Origin of the sequence: Streptomyces sp. NBC_00876 (assembly GCF_045207435.1) — a bacterium.
Taxonomy (GTDB): Bacteria; Actinomycetota; Actinomycetes; order Streptomycetales; family Streptomycetaceae; genus Streptomyces.
Map to the genome: position 1 here is coordinate 5,816,414 of NZ_CP108800.1, position 17,387 is coordinate 5,833,800.

Annotated in this window: 16 protein-coding genes; 9 read left to right on the plus strand and 7 right to left on the minus strand. The window is 72.6% G+C overall.

Annotated features, from left to right (window positions below; all coding sequences use genetic code 11):
- The first annotated feature begins 266 nt into the window (after positions 1-266).
- From OG782_RS25765 to OG782_RS25785, 5 genes are read left to right on the plus strand one after another with little or no spacing between them, the layout of a single operon-like run.
- A complete protein-coding gene (locus tag OG782_RS25765) occupies positions 267-3,287 on the plus strand; it encodes a nitrate- and nitrite sensing domain-containing protein (RefSeq protein ID WP_406454780.1) in 3,021 nt (1,006 codons plus the stop codon).
- A complete protein-coding gene (locus OG782_RS25770) occupies positions 3,284-3,763 on the plus strand; it encodes a roadblock/LC7 domain-containing protein (protein ID WP_406454782.1) in 480 nt (159 codons plus the stop codon). Before OG782_RS25765 ends, OG782_RS25770 begins: the two co-directional genes overlap by 4 nt.
- Positions 3,760-4,173, plus strand: a complete 414-nt coding sequence (locus tag OG782_RS25775; protein ID WP_350990661.1) for a DUF742 domain-containing protein — start codon at positions 3,760-3,762, stop codon at positions 4,171-4,173. Before OG782_RS25770 ends, OG782_RS25775 begins: the two co-directional genes overlap by 4 nt.
- Positions 4,154-4,804, plus strand: a complete 651-nt coding sequence (locus tag OG782_RS25780; protein WP_406454784.1) for a GTP-binding protein — start codon at positions 4,154-4,156, stop codon at positions 4,802-4,804. The genes OG782_RS25775 and OG782_RS25780 overlap by 20 nt, the downstream gene beginning before the upstream one ends.
- A 30-nt stretch (positions 4,805-4,834) precedes the next feature.
- Positions 4,835-6,076: a styrene monooxygenase/indole monooxygenase family protein gene (locus tag OG782_RS25785; RefSeq protein WP_406454786.1), complete on the plus strand. Its 1,242-nt coding sequence runs from the start codon at positions 4,835-4,837 to the stop codon at positions 6,074-6,076.
- A 109-nt stretch (positions 6,077-6,185) separates the two neighbouring features.
- Here the strand turns inward: OG782_RS25785 and OG782_RS25790 are convergent, their stop codons facing one another.
- The 5 genes from OG782_RS25790 to OG782_RS25810 form a co-directional block, all read right to left on the minus strand.
- The gene (locus OG782_RS25790; protein ID WP_406454788.1) at positions 6,186-7,355 is read right to left on the minus strand and encodes an NlpC/P60 family protein; all 1,170 of its coding nucleotides are present in this window, start codon (positions 7,353-7,355) and stop codon (positions 6,186-6,188) included.
- 171 nt (positions 7,356-7,526) lie between these two features.
- Positions 7,527-10,121, minus strand: a complete 2,595-nt coding sequence (locus OG782_RS25795; RefSeq protein WP_406454790.1) for a PQQ-binding-like beta-propeller repeat protein — start codon at positions 10,119-10,121, stop codon at positions 7,527-7,529.
- Positions 10,122-10,207: 86 nt separating this feature from the next.
- A complete protein-coding gene (locus OG782_RS25800) occupies positions 10,208-10,474 on the minus strand; it encodes a hypothetical protein (RefSeq protein ID WP_406454792.1) in 267 nt (88 codons plus the stop codon).
- Complete coding sequence (locus tag OG782_RS25805; protein WP_406454794.1) at positions 10,471-11,244, minus strand: TetR/AcrR family transcriptional regulator; 774 nt, start codon at positions 11,242-11,244, stop codon at positions 10,471-10,473. Before OG782_RS25805 ends, OG782_RS25800 begins: the two co-directional genes overlap by 4 nt.
- A gap of 26 nt (positions 11,245-11,270) precedes the next feature.
- Positions 11,271-12,206 carry a diiron oxygenase gene (locus OG782_RS25810; protein WP_406454796.1) on the minus strand — a complete coding sequence of 312 codons (936 nt, stop codon included), beginning with the start codon at positions 12,204-12,206 and terminating at the stop codon, positions 11,271-11,273.
- 178 nt (positions 12,207-12,384) lie between these two features.
- On the opposite strand from OG782_RS25810, the gene OG782_RS25815 reads away from it, so the two are divergent.
- Complete coding sequence (locus OG782_RS25815) at positions 12,385-13,503, plus strand: ferritin-like domain-containing protein (RefSeq protein WP_406454798.1); 1,119 nt, start codon at positions 12,385-12,387, stop codon at positions 13,501-13,503.
- Between the two features lie 43 nt (positions 13,504-13,546).
- The gene (locus tag OG782_RS25820; protein WP_406454800.1) at positions 13,547-14,740 is read left to right on the plus strand and encodes a protein kinase family protein; all 1,194 of its coding nucleotides are present in this window, start codon (positions 13,547-13,549) and stop codon (positions 14,738-14,740) included.
- A gap of 17 nt (positions 14,741-14,757) precedes the next feature.
- On the opposite strand, the gene OG782_RS25825 is transcribed toward OG782_RS25820, so the two are convergent.
- The gene (locus tag OG782_RS25825) at positions 14,758-15,294 is read right to left on the minus strand and encodes a GNAT family N-acetyltransferase (RefSeq protein ID WP_406454801.1); all 537 of its coding nucleotides are present in this window, start codon (positions 15,292-15,294) and stop codon (positions 14,758-14,760) included.
- A gap of 86 nt (positions 15,295-15,380) precedes the next feature.
- On the opposite strand from OG782_RS25825, the gene OG782_RS25830 reads away from it, so the two are divergent.
- Together OG782_RS25830 and OG782_RS25835 are read left to right on the plus strand one after the other, a co-directional pair.
- Positions 15,381-16,271 carry an ADP-ribosylglycohydrolase family protein gene (locus OG782_RS25830; RefSeq protein WP_406454803.1) on the plus strand — a complete coding sequence of 297 codons (891 nt, stop codon included), beginning with the start codon at positions 15,381-15,383 and terminating at the stop codon, positions 16,269-16,271.
- A gap of 58 nt (positions 16,272-16,329) precedes the next feature.
- Positions 16,330-17,244 carry a hypothetical protein gene (locus OG782_RS25835; protein ID WP_406454805.1) on the plus strand — a complete coding sequence of 305 codons (915 nt, stop codon included), beginning with the start codon at positions 16,330-16,332 and terminating at the stop codon, positions 17,242-17,244.
- On the opposite strand, the gene OG782_RS25840 is transcribed toward OG782_RS25835, so the two are convergent.
- Positions 17,245-17,373: a DUF3291 domain-containing protein gene (locus tag OG782_RS25840; RefSeq protein ID WP_406454807.1), complete on the minus strand. Its 129-nt coding sequence runs from the start codon at positions 17,371-17,373 to the stop codon at positions 17,245-17,247. It lies immediately after the preceding gene.
- Between the last annotated feature and the right edge of the window lie 14 nt (positions 17,374-17,387).

The following is a 17,387-nucleotide window of genomic DNA, read 5'->3' on the forward strand; positions in this document are numbered from 1 at the left end:
CGCTGAGGGTGCGGGCGGGCATCCTGCCAAAGCCTGCGCGGAAGTTCCAGCCAGGCGCCCATGTGTGGCATCCGGCTGCCGGGGGGAGACTTGTTCGTCAACTCCGGAGTGATGTTCACTCGTTCGAGTGGCGGAGTGGTTGATGCGCGCCCCCCTCTCAAAAGCACTGGAATGGTCAGAAGCCGTACCAGGGGTCGGGGCGCTCGTTCACGTGACCGTGCGTCACCTCTGCTTCAAGGGCGGACGAGTCAAGATTGCGAGCACCGGTGCAGAAGAAGCGGCCTCGGAGCAAGGGCGGCAGTAACAGCGGTTCCGGGGAGGCGCCGTCGGCGCCGGCCGAGGGCGGACGCACCGTACGCGTACGCAGGCGGCTGGTCGCGGGTGTGGCCGTCGTCGGGATCACGGTCATAGCCGCGGGAGCTCCGGCGGCCCTCGGCGCCTCCTCCGACCTGACCGATTCGCAGCGGCTGGTCACCCTCGCGGAGCTGAACCAGCAGGCCGTCGCACTCGCCCACTCCCTGGCCGACGAGCGCGACGAGGTCACCGCGTTCATCGCCGCCGGCCGCAAGGGCGAGCCAGGCACGGCGAGCAGCGCCTCGGGGAGCCGCAGCGCCCGCGTCGACCAGCAGGTGGACGAGATCAGGGACGCGGCCCCCGCCGACCTGCGCCGCGACCTCTCCACCATCCCCTCGCTGCGCCGGGACGCCGTCAGCGGCAAGGGCTCGGCGCTGGAGGCCCACCAGGCCTACTCCGAGGTCATCTCCAAGCTCCACCACCTCGCCGACGAACTCGCGGAGAACACCCCGCCGCGCGCCGCCGAGGCGACCCGCACCCCGCTCGCGCTCGGCCGCGCCACCGAACAGGCCGCAGCGGCCCGCGGGCTGCTGCTCGCCGCGCTCGCCGTGCCCCGCAAGGAGCCGGCGGCCCCGCAGATTGACCCGTTCACCGGACTGCCCGTCCAGACCCAGGACGAGGGCGAGACCAAGGACGACCGCACCCGCGACGAGCTGAGCGCCGCCGCGCAGCAGGCCCGGGTCGGTGAGCTCTCCGCGCTCGCCGACTTCGACCAGGCCGCCGGCACCACGGCCCGCGACAAACTCGCGTCCACCGTCACCGGCCCCGAGGTCAACAGCGCGGAGAAGTACCTCGCCGAGCTCACCGACCGCCCCGAACTCTCCGACTCCGACCAGAAGGTCAGCAGCAAGAAGGTCGGGGCGGCCCTCTCCGCCCGCGTCGACCGGATGCGCAGTGTCGAGTCCGCGCTCGGCACCGCCCAGGTCCAGCGCCTCGGACAGCTGCGCGACGACGACGTCACGGCGCTCGAGCTGCGGATCGCGCTGCTCGGCGGCTGTCTGCTCGTCGCCGTCGGCGTCTCCACCGCCGTGGCCCGCACCCTCACCCAGCCGCTCGCCGTGCTGCGGATCGGCGCCGCCCGGCTCGCGGCCGAACCCGCCACCGCCGAACCGGTCCGCTACACCGGCCGCAACGACGAGTTCGCCCAGGTCGTCCGCTCCATCAACGCCCTGCACGGCCAGTTGCACGGCCTGCTGCACGACTTCAACGGGCGGTTCGAGAGCCTGGAGACCGAGCGCGCCGAACTGATCGCAGGCCGCGAGGCCCTCACCCTCCAGCGCGCCGAGCTCCAGGTCCGCACGGCCGATCTGACGGCCCAGCTGGAGAAGCTGAAGAACACCGTCCACCACACCTTCGTCAACCTCTCGCTGCGCACCCTCGGCCTCGTCGAGCGCCAGCTCGGCGTCATCGAGTCCCTGGAGGAGCGCGAGCAGGACCCGGAGCGGCTCGGCACCCTCTTCAAGCTCGACCACATGGCCACCGTCATGCGCCGCCACAGCGAGAACATGCTGGTCCTCGCGGGCGCCGAGCACGGACACGCACACCCGGGACCGATCCCGCTGGTCGACGTCCTGCGTGCGGCCGTCAGCGAGATCGAGCGGTACGAGCGGGTCACCATCCAGTCCCTGCCGCCGCACGCCCAGATCGCCGGCTTCGCCGCCGACGACCTCAGCCACCTCATCGCCGAACTCCTGGAGAACGCCACCTCGTTCTCCCCGCCCGACTCCCATGTCCAGCTCTCCGGCTGGCTGCTGGAGACCGGCGAGGTGATGCTCTCCGTGCAGGACGAGGGCATCGGCATGTCGTCCGTACGGATGGGCGAGCTCAACACCCGCCTCGGCGACCCGTCGCTCTTCGAGGCCGGTGAACAGAGCGCGGACGGCGCCGGACTCGGTCTCCAGGTGACCTCGCTGCTGGCCGCGCGCCACGGCGTACGGGTCCAGCTGCGGGAGCAGAAGGGCAGCGGGGTGACCGCGGTCGTCGTGCTGCCCCAGGCGCTGCTGCCGACGGCGCCCCCGGCCGCGACACCGCCGCCGGTCACGGCCCCCGGCGACGCACCCACGCTGAACCTCCCCGGCTCGGTCGCCGAGGCCAACTCCAACGCGCTGCCGAGCCGCACCCTCGCCCTGCCCGGTGACCCGCTGATCGCGGCGGCCGAGCAGACGATCGCCGAGGCCGGCGCGGCGGCCGTCCCCGCACCCGCCCCGGAGCCCGTCCCCCCGGTGGAGGAGCGCGCCCCGGTCGTCCCCGACCACGCACCCCCCGTCGCGCCCGAGCCGGCGGCCTCGCCGGCCGCGCAGGGCCCGCAGCACCCGGAGACTGCGCAGCACCCGGAGACTTCGCGCCTGCCGGAGGCCTCGCGGCCGGCGGAGACCGAGGCCGAGACCACGATGCAGGTCCGGCTCCCGCGGGTGCCCGAATTCGACGACGTACCCGAGTTCACACAAGCCCCCGTGTTCGGGGACGGCCCGGGTTCCGCGACCGCCGCCGGCCCCTACGCCATCGGCCCCGACCGTCACGAGCGCGCCACCGACGAGGGCCCGCAGCCGCACACCGCCCCGGCGCCGCCCGCGCCGGAGCCCGCCCCCGCGGCGTTCCCGGCCCCCGTGGCCGACGCCCTGCCGGGACCCCGCCACCCGGAGCCCGAGCGGGTCACCGGCAAGGGGCTGCCCAAGCGCACCCCCAAGGTCGTCAAGCCCGCGGCGGCCCCCACCACCGAGCGCAAGGGCGGCGTGGACAAGGAGGCCCTGCGCCGCCGGCTCGGCGGCTTCCACCAGGGCGCGAAGAACGGACGCAGGGACGTCGAGGCGGAGATCGCCGAGGCCACCGTCCCGGCCACAGGCACCACACGTACCGAGCACGCTGAGCCGGCCGACCGGAGCGCCGGTCGAACCGGAGAGACGGGGGACACAGTCGAGGAGGCACGCAGTTGACTGCGCCCAGCACATTCGGGCTGAGCACCGAGGCCCGGAACCTTCACTGGTTGCTGAGCAATCTGGTGGAGGAGGTGCCAGGGGTCCACTCGGTCACCGTCGTCTCGTCCGACGGGCTGATGCTGCTCTCCTCCGACCCCGGCCACCAGAGCACCCAGGCGCCAGGCCGGCAGGACGGCCCCCGGGGCTCCAGCGCCGATCTGGCGACCATCGTCTCGGGCATCGGCAGCCTCACCGTCGGTGCCGCGAAGCTGATGGACGGCGGAGGCGTCAAACAGACCATGGTCGCCATGGACGAGGGCAGTGTCTTCGTCATGTCGATCAGCGACGGATCGCTGCTCGGTGTGCACGCCACACCCGACTGCGACATGAGCGTCATCGCCTACCACATGGCGCTCTTCGTCGGCCGTGCCGGACACGTACTCACCCCCGAACTCCGCAGTGAGCTGCGCAAATCGATGGAGAGCGACCTGTGACCCCCGCTGCTGAACCCGCCCGCAGGCTCCCCGTGCGCGGGGCCGACAAACGGCCCGCGCGGGTGCGCCCGTACTCGCTCACCGGCGGCCGTACCCGCTTCGGCCACGTGCTGCTCGTCGAGACCTTCGTCGCTGCGCTCGAAGCCCCCGACGAACGCCGCGAGCTGACCAACGGCAACCTGGCCTCGCGCGTCATGCCGGAGCTCCAGGCCATCGTCGAGATCTGCCGCCGGATGCGTACCGTCGCGGAGATCTCGGCACTGCTGAAGATGCCGCTCGGCGTGGTCAGGGTGCTGCTCAGCGACTTGGCCGACCAGGGAAAGATCCGCGTGTACGGAACCGGTCACGGCACCGGCCAGCCCGACCGCGCACTGCTCGAAAGGGTGCTCAATGGACTCCGTCGTCTCTGAGTCGCCGCTGTTCGCCCCGCGCCAGCCGGGGCCGAAGGACCAGGCCGACGAAGCGCTCCAGGCCTGGCAGCTGGACCACACCAGGGCCCCGATCGCCACGAAGATAGTGGTCGCGGGCGGCTTCGGCGTGGGCAAGACCACCTTCGTGGGCTCGGTCTCCGAGATCACCCCGCTGAAGACCGAAGCGATGATGACCCAGGCCAGCGAGGAGACCGACGACCTCAGCGCGACGCCGGACAAGGTCACCACGACCGTCGCCATGGACTTCGGCCGGCTCACGCTCGACGACGATCTGGTGCTGTACGTCTTCGGCACACCGGGCCAGCAGCGCTTCTGGTTCATGTGGGACGACCTGGTGCGCGGCGCGATCGGCGCCGTCGTGATGGCCGACACCCGCCGGCTCGCCGACTGCTTCCCCGCCCTCGACTACTTCGAGAGCTGCGGGCTGCCGTACATCGTGGCCGTCAACCACTTCGAGGGAACACCCGGGTTCGAGGCCGAGGACGTCCGGGAGGCCCTGACCGTCCCCCCGCACGTGCCTGTTGTGATCATGGACGCGCGTAACAGGATCACCGTCGTCGAGTCGCTGCTGGCCCTGGTGGGCCACGCCCTCGACGCCACCCCGGCATAACCAGCACGTCATACCCAACGGAGAGCCGCGATGCGGAAGATACTCATAGTCGGAGCCGGCCAGTCCGGGCTCCAGCTCGCCCTCGGACTGCAGTCCAGGGGCTACGAAGTCACCCTCATGTCCAACCGCACGGCCGACGAGATCCGCTCCGGCCGGGTCATGTCGACGCAGTGCATGTTCCACACGGCGCTCCAGCACGAGCGGGACTACCAGCTCAACTTCTGGGAGTCCCAGGCCCCGCGCATCGAGGGCCTCGGCGTCTCGGTCGCCGCGCCCGACTCCTCGCGCGCCATCGACTGGGTCGGCAAGCTGGACGGCTTCGCCCAGTCCGTGGACCAGCGCGTGAAGATGGCCGGCTGGATGGAGACCTTCGCCCAGCGCGGCGGACAGCTCGTCATCCACGGTGCGGCCGTCTCGGACCTGGACTACTTCTCCCGCACCTACGACCTGGTGATGGTCTCGGCCGGCAAGGGCGAGCTCGTCTCGATGTTCGGCCGGGACGCGTCCCGTTCGCCGTTCGACGCCCCGCAGCGCGCCCTGGCCGTCGCGTACGTCCACGGCATGGGCCCGCGCCCGGAGCACCCCGACTTCGACGCGGTCCGCTGCAACCTGGTCCCGGGCGTCGGCGAGCTCTTCGTGATGCCGACACTGACCACGTCGGGCCGCGCCGACATCCTGTTCTGGGAGGGCGTCCCGGGCGGGCCGCTCGACGCCTTCCAGGGCATCAAGGACCCCTCGGAGCACCTCGCCAAGACGCTGGAGCTCATGGAGCGGTTCACGCCGTGGGAGTACGCGCGTGCCACCAAGGTCGAACTGACCGACGCCAACGGCACCCTCGCGGGCCGTTACGCCCCGACCGTCCGCAAGCCGGTCGGCCGGCTGCCCGGCGGCGGTCTGGTGCTCGGTGTCGCGGACGTCGTCGTCGCCAACGACCCGATCACCGGCCAGGGCTCCAACTCCGCCTCCAAGTGCGCGAACGCCTACCTCGAGTCGATCATCGAGCACGGCGACCGCGCGTTCGACGAGGCGTGGATGCAGGCCACCTTCGACCGCTACTGGGACACCGCCCAGCACGTCACGAGGTGGACGAACGCCATGCTCGGCGCTCCGCCGGAGCACGTGCTGAACCTGATCGGCGCCGCCGGTCAGCTCCAGCCGGTCGCCGACCGCTTCGCCAACGGGTTCAACGACCCGGCGGACTTCGACAACTTCTTCTTCGAGCCCGAGAAGACGAACGCGTACCTCGCCTCGGTCACCGGTCAGGCCGCCTGAGCACCGCGTACCCCGGAGACGCACCGGCCGGGCCGGGCCCCGCCGCAACATCCGGCGGAGTCCGGCCCGGCCGGTGCGTCTCTGGGCAGGAGTTACACGGCAGGAGTGGTTACGCGGCGGGTGCCGAGGAGTCGCTGTACCCCTCGTCCGAGCCCCCGGAAGCCCCCTGGGGGAGCTCCGGCGGCCGGTACGTGCTCAGCGGCGCGCTCCCGGGATCGGGCCGGACGGCGCCCAGCAGCGGATTCGACGCCACCGGTGAGACCTTCACGTGCGATCCCGGCCGCGGCGCCTGCACCACCAGGCCGTTGCCGATGTACAGCGCCACATGGGTCGCCTTCGGGAAGTAGATCACCAGGTCCCCGGGGCGCAGCGCGCTCACCGGGATCCGCCGCAGCTGCCGCCACTGTTCCTGCGAGGTCCGCGGAATGGTGCGGCCGGCGCTCGCCCAGGCCTGGGAGGTGAGTCCGGAGCAGTCGAACGAGCCCGGCCCCTGTGCGCCCCACACGTACGGCTTGCCGATCTGCTCGATCGCGTACCGGACCGCCTCGCCGCCCTCTGCCGTCGCGGGCCGGGCCGAGGACAGCGCGCCCGACGCGACCAGCGTGTCCTGGGCCTCGGCCGTGCCCTTCTCCTCCAGGCGGGAGACGTCGGCGACCTGGTCGGCGGAGAGGGTGGCGAGCAGCGCCTCGACCTTGTTCAGCCTCGCCCGTACCGCGTCGCGTTCCTTCTTCTGCCGCGCGGCCAGGACCTGCTGCTTGTCCAGCACCTCGCGGGACTTCCTCGCCAGCTCGCCGGCCCGCTTCTCGGCGCCGGTCAGCCGCTGGACGGTCGCCACCCGCCCGGCGGCCAGCCGCTGGACGACCTGTCCCTGGTCCAGCGCGTACTCGGGATCGCGCATCAGCAGCAGACGCAGGTACGCGGAGAGGTCGGAGCGGCCCTGGTACTGCTCGCGGGCCAGCCGGCCCGCGTCGTCACGGCTGTGGGACAGCGAGAGCCGTGCGGTGACGAGCGCGGCGTCGAGCCGCTTCGCCTCCGCGGTCCGCGCCTTGAGCTCGGCCGCCGTGCCGTTGTACGTCTCGGTGGCCTCCTCCGTCTGCTGGTACAGCGTCTGGAGCCGGGTCAGCAGCGCGGCGACGCCGCCCTTGGCCGCCTCGGGGCCGGCGGCCGGGGCGGCGGGATCCGAGGGGCCGGTCACGGGGGCCGCCGCGGCAGCCGGAGCGGCGGTGACGACGGCGGCCAGGGCCGCCGTGCACAGCGAGCGGGAGAGCCTGCCCGGCACGACATCACCTCCGGTAACGGGGCGAATCGTGGGACTACCCCATAAGTGAGCGCATTTCCTCCATACGTTCACTCCACTTCGGGTGATGCAAGAACCCCGGGGCGTGGCGGCGGGCGGGTTCCCCCGAAAGGCGGCGGGGCGGCCGCGCCACGGGCGCGGCCGCCCGGCGGGTCAGTCGACCGGGAACGCGTAGAAGACGTGGTCGCGCCGGACGACCGCGGTCTCCCCGGAGGCCAGCACCTGGTACCCGGCGGTGACCGTCGCGCCCTTCGGGTCCTGGGCCCCGATGTCCTGGAACTTCCACAGCCGCCGCCCGTCGGCCGTCGCGAAGGCCGTGGTCTGTGCCGGGCCCGCCACGAGCAGCGTGCCGCCCGTGCCGCTGACCGTGATCGCGGGCGGGGTGCCGTTGGGCGCCGCCTCCGTCGACCGCCGCCAGCGCAGCCGTCCGGTCTCCCGGTCGACCACGCCCACTTCCTGGTTGCGGTTGGTCGTGCAGAGCAGTTCGTCGGACTCGGCCGACGGGCCGAAGACGGATCCGCGGGTGCCGTTCAGCGTCCACTTCGGCTTGCCGCCGGGTGTCTCGAAGGCCCGGAGGTCGTCGCCGACCGCCGCGAACAGCAGTCCGTCCGCATCGCCCGTGGCCGCCGCCTCGGGGGCCACCGTGCCGAACTTCTCGGTCCACTGGAGCTTTCCGGTCTCCCGGTCGAAACTGCGGAAGAGGGCCTTGCCCTTGGCGGCCTTCACATCGGCCGGGGTGAGCGTCAGATGGTCCTGCCGTACGACGACGGAGTCCGGCCGGACCGCGGTCAGCCGGTACACGGGCGCGACCGGGCCGCGGCCGGTGGGCACGGACGTCCGCCACAGCTCCTTGTGCTCCACGATGTCGTACCCGAACAGGTAGGACTTGACGACCTGCTTGTCCTTGCCGCGCTTCTTGCCCTTCTTGGGCTTGGGGGCCTTCACGGTGACCTCGTGCGAGCCGGTGAACCAGATGACACCTTCCGACGTGCCGACGAGCCGCCGCACCGACAGGTGCGGGGCGCCGTCGAACCCGTCGGCGTACGCCACCCGGTGGGCGACCTTGCCGTCCTTCGCCGAGAGCCACAGGAACTCGGACGGGCCGGCGATGAAGCAGAGGTCCTTGCCGGCCGCCACGGCGGCCTGGCCGTTGGCGGCGTCCGGGCTCTCCCAGATCCGGCGGCCGGTGCGCAGATCGACGGCGGACGCATGCGTCTCGTCGGTCAGCACCAGGAGCCGGTCGTTCCAGACGGCCGCGGTGAGGGGGGACGGCTCGGCCGCCGGATGGGTGTAGATCCAGCGCGGCTGCGGGGGCAGCCCGGCGACCGTGGGCCGGCTGGGGCTCGGGGCGGGCTTGCCGTCGTCCGAGGGCTTCGCCTCGTCGCCGGACCCGAGCGCGAGCACCGCACCGCCCCCGACCAGCAGCCCCGCGGCCGCGGCGGCGGCCCCGATCAGCAGCGTCCGGCGGCCCGCCGCGGCGGGCGGGGCGGACGCGGAAAGCTGTGCAGCGGGTCCGGGCACGGGCAGCGGCGCCGCAGGTACGGGTACGGGCAGCGGCTGCGGGTTCATCGGTGCGGCGGGCAGGCCCGCCGGGGGACCGGAGTGCTCGGGCGCCACCGTGAGCTGGGTCGTCGCCCGGTCGGGCCGCGGGGCGTGGGGGTCGATGATCCCGAGCTGCGTGGTCCGGGTGTCGCGGGCGGGCGCGGGCGGTCCGGACGCACCGGCGGGGACGGGGGCCTCCACCTGCTGTCCGGGCGTCGCCGTGTGCTGCGGTACGGCGTCCGTGACGGGTACCACGGCATCCTGAACGTCCGGCACCTCCGGCTCCCAGAACTCCGGCGGCGCGGCTGCCAGCATCCGGGCCCGTGCGCCCTGGTCGGCCACGGCTGCCGTCAGCCGGTCCGGCAGCCAGCCGCCCTTCGCGAGTCCGGCCGCACCCTCCAGCGCCAGTTCGGCGGCCACCGCGCCCGAGCCGGGGCGGTCGGCCGGGTCCTTCGCCAGGCAACGGGCGACCAGTTCGCGCAACGCGTCCGGGACGGCGTCGAGCCCGGGATCGGCCGTGGCGATGCGTTCGGCGGCCTTGTCCGCGGGTCCGTCCGCCAGCGGGGTGCTCCCCGTCGCCGCGTAGGCGAGCAGCAGGCCGAGCACGAAGAGATCGGAAGCAGGCCCGGCCTCCTCGCCCGCTACCTGCTCCGGGGTCAGGTAGCCGAGCCGTACGGAGAGCCGTCCGCCCGGCCGGGCCTCGGCCTCGGCCGCCGCGCCCAGCGGGCCGAACGCGGTGAGCCGGGGCCCGTCCTCGGCCAGCAGCACCGTCCTGGGGGCGAGCCCCTGGAGCACGGCCCCGGTGGCGTGCACCCGGGAGAGGGTTTCGGCGATGCCCGCGCCCAGTATCCGCACGGCCCGCTCCGGCAGCGGACCGGCGATGTCGATCGCCTCGGCGAGCGTCAGCGCCGGTACGTACGCCGCGGCCGTCCACGGGCGTTCGTCGTCCGGGCCGTCCGCGCGGGTGTCGAGCCGCTTCGCCACCCAGCCGCCGGCCAGCCGCTCCGCGGTGTGCGCCTCCGCCTGGAAGCGGCGCCGGAAGGCGGGCAGCGCGGCGAGCGCGGGCCGGGCGGCCGTGATGACGACGAGGTCGTCCGGAGCCGTTCCGTACGCGAGGTACTGCACCGCGGCGGCCGTCTCACGGAACCTCACCACCACGGTGTACGGGCCGAAGCGGCGTGGATCGTCCTGACGCAGCGCCTCCATGGCGCACCCCCTTGTGACCGTCCCTCGGACCAGACCGTCGATCTTAGACCGAGGGGCCGTCCGCGCCCCATTCCGGCCGGGCGGTGTCAGCCGGGCTTGGACCAGGGCCACTTGGGGCTGTGGCGTTCACGGCCCGTGGGGGCGTACTCGTACACCCAGCCCCGCTGGATTCCCAGCCGTCTGGTGTGCCCGGCCGGGACCCTGCGGTACGCGTACACGGTGGCCGGCCCGCCGTCCTTGTCCGGGACCGGGACCTCGTACCACTTGGGCGGGTGGCCGGTCGCGCCGACGAGGACGGGCAGGACCCGTCCGTCCAGCGGCCCGCCCGTGAAGGGGGTGTTCTCGCTTCTCACCGCTCCAGTCTGACCGATGGGTCCGGCGGCAGCAGATGGGCCGCCGCGCCGATCAGCGGCGTCAGCCGGTCCGCCAGCCGGCCGGCCGGGCCGGCCGCGGTCTCCAGGGGCAGCAGTCCGGCCACCGCGGAAGCCGTCTCCGGGTCCGTGGCCGCGGTGACGGCGAGCATGCCGATGAACTGGTCGACCAGCCAGTCGCGCAGTTCGGTCGCGGCCGGCTGCTTGCCCTCGTCCAGCCAGATCAGCGAGGCCGCCTCGACCGCCGCGATCCAGGTGCGCACCATCATCCGCAGCCGGGGCGCGGGAGCGCTGTCCGCGCCCCGGCCCAGATGCGTGAGTATCTGCTCGGCCGCCGCCCGCCGTACCTCGTCGACGATCGTGGTCGTACGGGACGTCTCGGCGACGCTGCCGCCGCGCAGCAGCGCGCTGAAGCCGGCGTCGTGCTCGTCGACGAAGGCGAGATAGCGCTCCAGGACGCGCGTCACCCGCTCCGTGGGCGGTCCCACGGCCGGTTCGGCGAAGCACAGCTTCAGCTGCTCGGCGGCAGACCGCAGGGCCGCCTCGTACAACTGCTGCCGTCCGCCCGGGAAGTAGCGGTAGACCAGCGGGCGGGACACCCCGGCCACCGTCGCCACCTCGTCGAGCGAGACCTCGTCGGGGGCCCGGTGGGCGAAGAGGGTGAGCGCCGCACCGAGGAGCTGGGTACGCCGCTCCTCGACGCTGAGCCTTCGGTACGCACGGCTGGGCGGCGCGGCTGCGGCAGGGGTCATACGGGCCAGCGTAAGCGCCGGTGCGCTCAGGCGAGGAGGCCGGAGTTCTTCCACAGCCTGCGCCCCACGCCGTTGAGGACCCCGATGTCGTCGAAGAAGTCGGTCAGCCGCTTGGCACCCGACTGCATGACCTCCGCCCGGTGGCCGCTCGCCCGTACCTGGGCCACGGCCTCGTGCCGGTCCAGGCCGACGTTCTCGTACACCTGCGGGTTGACGAAGCAGACGGAGAAGACGCGGGCCGCCTCGCCGCAGCTCACCCGGGTGAGTTCGCGCTCCCAGCGCGGGGCGGTCACCATCTGGCGGCGCAGCTCCTCGCGGGCGTACCGGACGTGCCGCGCCTCCTCGATCACATGGATGCGGGTCACGCCGCGCACCAGGGTTTGGACGCGCTCGTCCGGGAAGGTCAGCCGCTGCATCCAGTCGAGGATCTCCTCGCCGAGGAGCGTCGCGGCGAACGAGCCCGGCGTCGTGGAGACGGTCTTCAGCACCCGGGCCAGGTTGTGGTACCTGCGCGGCACGGGGTAGGTGGGCGAGTTGCCCCAGGTGATCATCCGGCCGAACATCATCGAGTGCCGGCACTCGTCGGCTATCTCGGTGAGCGCGTACCGGACGTGATTGCTGGTCACCGGCTTGTCGTAGATGTGCCGGACCAGCAGCTGCATGAGGATGATCTCGAACCAGATGCCGAGCGAGGCCAGTGAGGCCGCCTCGTGCCGGGCCAGGTCCTGGCGCTGCTCCTGCGACATCCGCTTCCACATGGGGGTGTCGTAGAGGGAGATCAGCTCGGGCGGCCAGTACCACTTGCCGTCCTCGGCCGGCGCGTCCCAGTCGAGCTCCTTGTCCGGGTCGAAGGAGTGCTTGGCGGAGGACTCCAGCAGCCTTTCGGCGATCTGCTCGCGGTCGCGGAGCGGGCCGAGTGCATCCCGGAGCATCTGTACGTCGCGTTCGGTCACGGTCGTCATGGCTGGAGGCACCTCATACCTGGGTTACCGGCGGTCACCCATTATGAGACTCCCTGTCAGCAAGGCCGTCAATCCCTTGTGCGCGACTTGTTGACCCGGCGTCTACCAACGTGTGAACCTGCCAACTGAGCCAGGTGTCAGCTGACTTACCGAAGCATGCGAGGCGAAGGAGCCGTCCGTGTCGACACACGACCTCTACACCACCGCACCCGAGCAGCCGCTGTGGACCGTGCCCGCCACGGGCGCCGCACGGTTCAGCTGGGACTACGACGACGGCCGCGAGCGCCTCCTCGCCCTCTACCAGAAGGGCAAGGACAAGCAGTGGGACGGCAACAAGCGCATCGACTGGAGCCTGGAGGTCGACCCCACCGACCCGCTCGGCACCCCCGACGAGGCCCTCACGCTGTACGGCACCCCGCACTGGGCGAAGATGACCGAGAAGGACCGGGGCGAGCTGCGCAAGCACTACACCTCCTGGCAGTTCAGCCAGTTCCTCCACGGTGAGCAGGGCGCGATGATCTGCGCCGCCCGGATCGTGGAGTCCGTCCCCGACCTGGACGCCAAGTTCTACTCCGCGACCCAGACCATGGACGAGGCGAGGCACGCCGAGATCTACGGACGGTTCCTGCACGAGAAGATCGGGATGCTGTACCCGGTCAACGACAGCCTCCAGGGCCTGCTCGGCGACACCCTGCGCGACTCGCGCTGGGACATGCCCTACCTCGGCATGCAGGTCCTCATCGAGGGCCTGGCCCTGGCCGCGTTCGGCATGATCCGCGACACCACGACCAAGCCGCTGCCCAAGCAGATCCTGGCGTACGTCATGCAGGACGAGGCCCGCCACGTCGCCTTCGGGCGGATGGCGCTGCGCGACTACTACAAGCAGCTGAGCGACGCCGAACTGCGCGAACGCGAGGAGTTCGTCATCGAGGGCTGCTACCTGATGCGCGACCGGCTCAGCGGGGTGGAGGTCCTGGAGAACTTCGGCATCGCCAAACAGGAGGCGCATGACCTCTCCGAGCACTCGGAGTTCCTCCAGCTCTTCCGCAAACTGCTCTTCAGCCGCATCGTCCCGTGCGTCAAGGACATCGGCCTGTGGGGTGAGCGGCTCCAGAAGGCGTACGTCGACATGGGCGTCCTCGAGCTCGGTGACTCCAGCCTCGACCTGCTCATGGCCCAGGACGAGGAGATCGCCGAAGAGCTGGACCGGGAGCGCTTCGAGGCGGAGGAGCAGGCGCGGGTCGCGGAGGTCGCGGAGGCGATAGCGGACGGCGCGAGCAGCCCGACTGCCTCCTGAACGGGGCGGCGAGAGGCCTGGGGCGATGAGTAGGGTCGGGCGCATGCCCGAGACCACCGATGCCGCCTGCCCGGACGCTGCCGCGTCCTCGGCGCGCCACCCCGACTCGCGGCACCTCGCCCGCCTCGCCGTCTACGGCCGCCTCGCCACCCGGCTGTCGCTGATGAGCGACCGCCGGCTCGGCGAGGCGGTCGCCGCCGCCACCCCGCTCGGGGCCGGTATCGGCGGCAGACCGGCCGAGCTGGACGTGGACGGGACGCGGGTCTTCGTCAAACGGGTCCCGCTGACCGACCTCGAACTGCGGCCGGAGAACGTGCGCTCGACGGCGAACCTCTTCGGGCTGCCGACGTTCTACCAGTACGGGGTGGGCTCGGCCGGCTTCGGGGCCTGGCGCGAGCTGGCCGCGCACACGATCACCACCAACTGGGTCCTCGCCGACGCGTACGCGGACTTTCCGCTGATGTACCACTGGCGCGTCCTGCCGGACTCCGCTCCCGAGGGCGTCGCCGACGAGTTCGGCGGCATCGACGGGGCGGTCGCCCACTGGGAGGGCTCGTCCGCCGTACGTACCCGGCTGGAGGCCATCGCCCGGTCCTCCGCCTCCCTGGTGCTGTTCCTGGAACACGTGCCGCAGACCCTCGCGCAGTGGCTGAACGACCGCCGGGAGGCGCCGCGCAGCGGCGGGGACGGCCCGCCGTACGCGTGGGTGGACGAGTCGCTGGCCCGGGGGGCCGAATTCATGAGTTCCCGCGGGTTCGTGCACTTCGACGCCCATTTCCGCAACGTCCTGACCGACGGCCGCTCGATCTGCTTCGCGGACCTCGGGCTCGCCCTGAGCTCCGGGTTCGAACTCTCCGAGGAGGAGAGCGGGTTCCTCGCCGGCCATCTCGCGTACGACCGCCACTACGTGGCCAACCACCTGCTCCGTCACCATGTGCTCGACACGGTGCGCGGGGACGCGGAGCGCGACACCTTTCTGCGGGGCTGGATCGCGGGCGAGCGGCCCGAAGGCGTTCCGCCCGGGGCCGCCGCGCTCATCGACCGGCACGCCCGGCCCTCCGTCGTCCTGGACGGGTTCCACCACCGCCTGCTGAACGTGAGCAAGCGGACCCCGTATCCGGCCGCCGACATCGACCGGGCGGGCTCGCCGAAGAGTTCACGGGGCCACCGGGCCGGCGGAGCCGAGGCGGCCGCGGCGGTGACGACGGCATCCGGGAGGCCCGCTTCCGCGCGGTAGCGGCCGGCGGCAACGATCTACGAAGTCAACGGAGTTGTACAGTCATCGGCGCCCCGGACCGGGCGCTCCATGCACACCAGGTCCGCGCGCTCGTCCCACGGCGCGGTGACGCTGAAGCCGAACCGCTCGTACAGCGCGATGGCCCCCGCGCGCCACTGCCAGACCGACAGCCGCACCGTGTCGGCCCTGCTCCGGGCGGCCTCGCCGAGGGCGGCGTGGAGCAGTGCGGAGGCGACACCCCGGCCCCGGTGACCGGGGGCCGTCCACAGGCGCTTGATCTCCGACCGGCCGTCCACCGGAGCGGTCACCACGAGACAGCCCGCGGTGATCTCCCCGTCCCGCGCGATGAGGACGGCGGCGCCGGCGAACGCGCCGTCCGGGTCCTCGACCTCCGCGCGGTACCGGTCGGGCAGTTCGCTCGCGTCCGCGACGGGCCGGCCCTTCTCCTCCTCCGTACGCAGGTGGTAGTCCGCCAGCAGAGCGGAGAGACCGTCCCCGGGACCGGAGCTGCCGGCCGTCCGGCGGGCGACGGAGATGCCACCGTGATCGTTCATGATTCAAGGATCGCACGCGCCCTTTCGGTCACGACCCGGCCGATATCCGCTGTACGGGGCCGGACCGCCGGCGGGACGATGACGGCATGACTTCCCTCGTCGTGGAACCCGACCCCGCCGCAGCCCGCCGGAGCCTCGAAGCGCTGGCGCTCGGGGACGCGTTCGGGGAGCGTTGGTTCCCGCTCTTCCGGAAGCGCGAGCAGGCGTACCGCGAGATCCAGGCGCGGCAGATGCCTTCGGAACCCGTCTGGCACTGGACCGATGACACCGCCCTGGCCCGGGCGCTGGTGCGGGTGCTCGACGAGCACGGCGAGGTGGAGCAGGACCGGCTCGCGCTCTGCTTCGCCCTTGCCTTCGACGCCGATCAGGCGCGGGGATACGGCCACGGCATGCACATACTGCTGCCGGAACTGCTGGCCTCACCGGCCGACTGGCGCACGCTGGCCCCCGGGCTGTTCGAGGGCGGCAGCCTCGGCAACGGCGCCGCGATGCGGGTCGCGCCGCTCGGGGCGCGCTTCCACCGGGACGTCGGCCACGCGGCCGGACAGGCCGCGTTGCAGGCGGAGGTCACCCACGCCCACCCGGAGGGGATCGCGGGCGCGGTGGCGGTCGCGGTCGCCGCGGCGCTGGCGGTACGGGGTGAGTTGACGCTGGCCGCGGTCGCCCGGCACACGCCCGCGGGGGCGGTGCGGGACGGTCTGGCGCGGGCCGTGGACCTGCCGTTCGACACCGAGCCGTGGATGGCCGCCGATCTGCTCGGCAACGGGCAGCGCATCCGGGCCGACGACACCGTGCCGTTCGCCCTGTGGACGGCGGCCCGGCACCCGGACGACCTGGAGGCGGCGCTCTGGGCGACCGCCGAGGGATTCGGGGACGTCGATACGACCTGCGCCATCACCGGCGGAGTCGTCGGAGCGGTCACCGGGGTCGAGGGCGTGCCGGCCGCGTGGCTGCGGCGCCGCGAGCCGCTGAGCTGAACCCGTCCGCTCAGGGGGGTTCGAAATCGTGTTCATGGACATGACGTAACTTGGCCCCATGACCACGCCGCCGCAGCCGCCGCAGGGCCCGTACGGACCATCGCAGGGCCCCTACGGAGCACCTCAGGGCCCGTACGGGCCGCCGCCGCAGCCCGGGCAGAACCCGTACGCCCAGCAGCCGGTGGCCGGACAGCCGGTGGCGGGGCAGCCGCCCGTCGGATACCCGCAGAGCCCGCAGGCCTACGGATACCCGCAGGCCCCCCAGCCGTGGGGCGGGGCGGGGCCGGGTGCGCCCGGGTTCCCCGGCATGCCGCCGCCCAGGCGGAACCGGACCGGGCTGATCGTCGGGATCGTGGCCGGCGCGCTGGTCGTGGCCGGCGGCGTCGCGTTCGGCGTCTCCCGGCTGGTCGGCGCCGGAGCGTCGGCGGTCGCCGGGGACTTCCCCGCGGCCGAGTACCGGCTGACCGTGCCGAAGAAGCTGCTGGACGACGAGTACACGCTGCTCAAGGACTCCTCGTCGACCGACGGGAAGGAGATCGAGGAGACCTACGACCCCAGCATCCGCGATGCGAAGGCCGTCGTCACCCAGTACACCTCCGGCGACGGCGGCACCCTGGTCATCTCCGGTCTGTGGGGACGGATCAAGGGGCCCGGGTTCACCCGGGACAAGATCCTGGAAGGGGCCACCCAGACGGACGGCATGACCATCGCCGTACCCGCCAGGGAGTTCACCCCCGAGGGGTACGACATCACCGTGTCCTGCCAGGTCGTGCAGTCGAAGGACGGCGTCGTCACCAGCACCCTGCCCATGTGCGCCTGGGGCGACGAGAACACCGCGTCCTTCGTCGCCGTCGTCACCCCCGAGACCGCGCTCCAGGACCCCGAGAAGGTCGATCTCGAGAAGGCGGCGCTCGACACCGCCCGGGTCAGGGCCGAGTCGCGCAAGCCCATCGGGAACACCCAGGCCGGCTGATCAGCGCCCCGCGCCGGGCGGCGGGAAGCCCGTGCGCAGGGTGAACACCCGCTCCACGGCCCCGTGTTCGCGCAGGTGCGCCAGGGCTCCCTCGGCGTCCCGCACCGTCGGGCGTATCCCGGCCGGCACCCACCGGGCGGGAC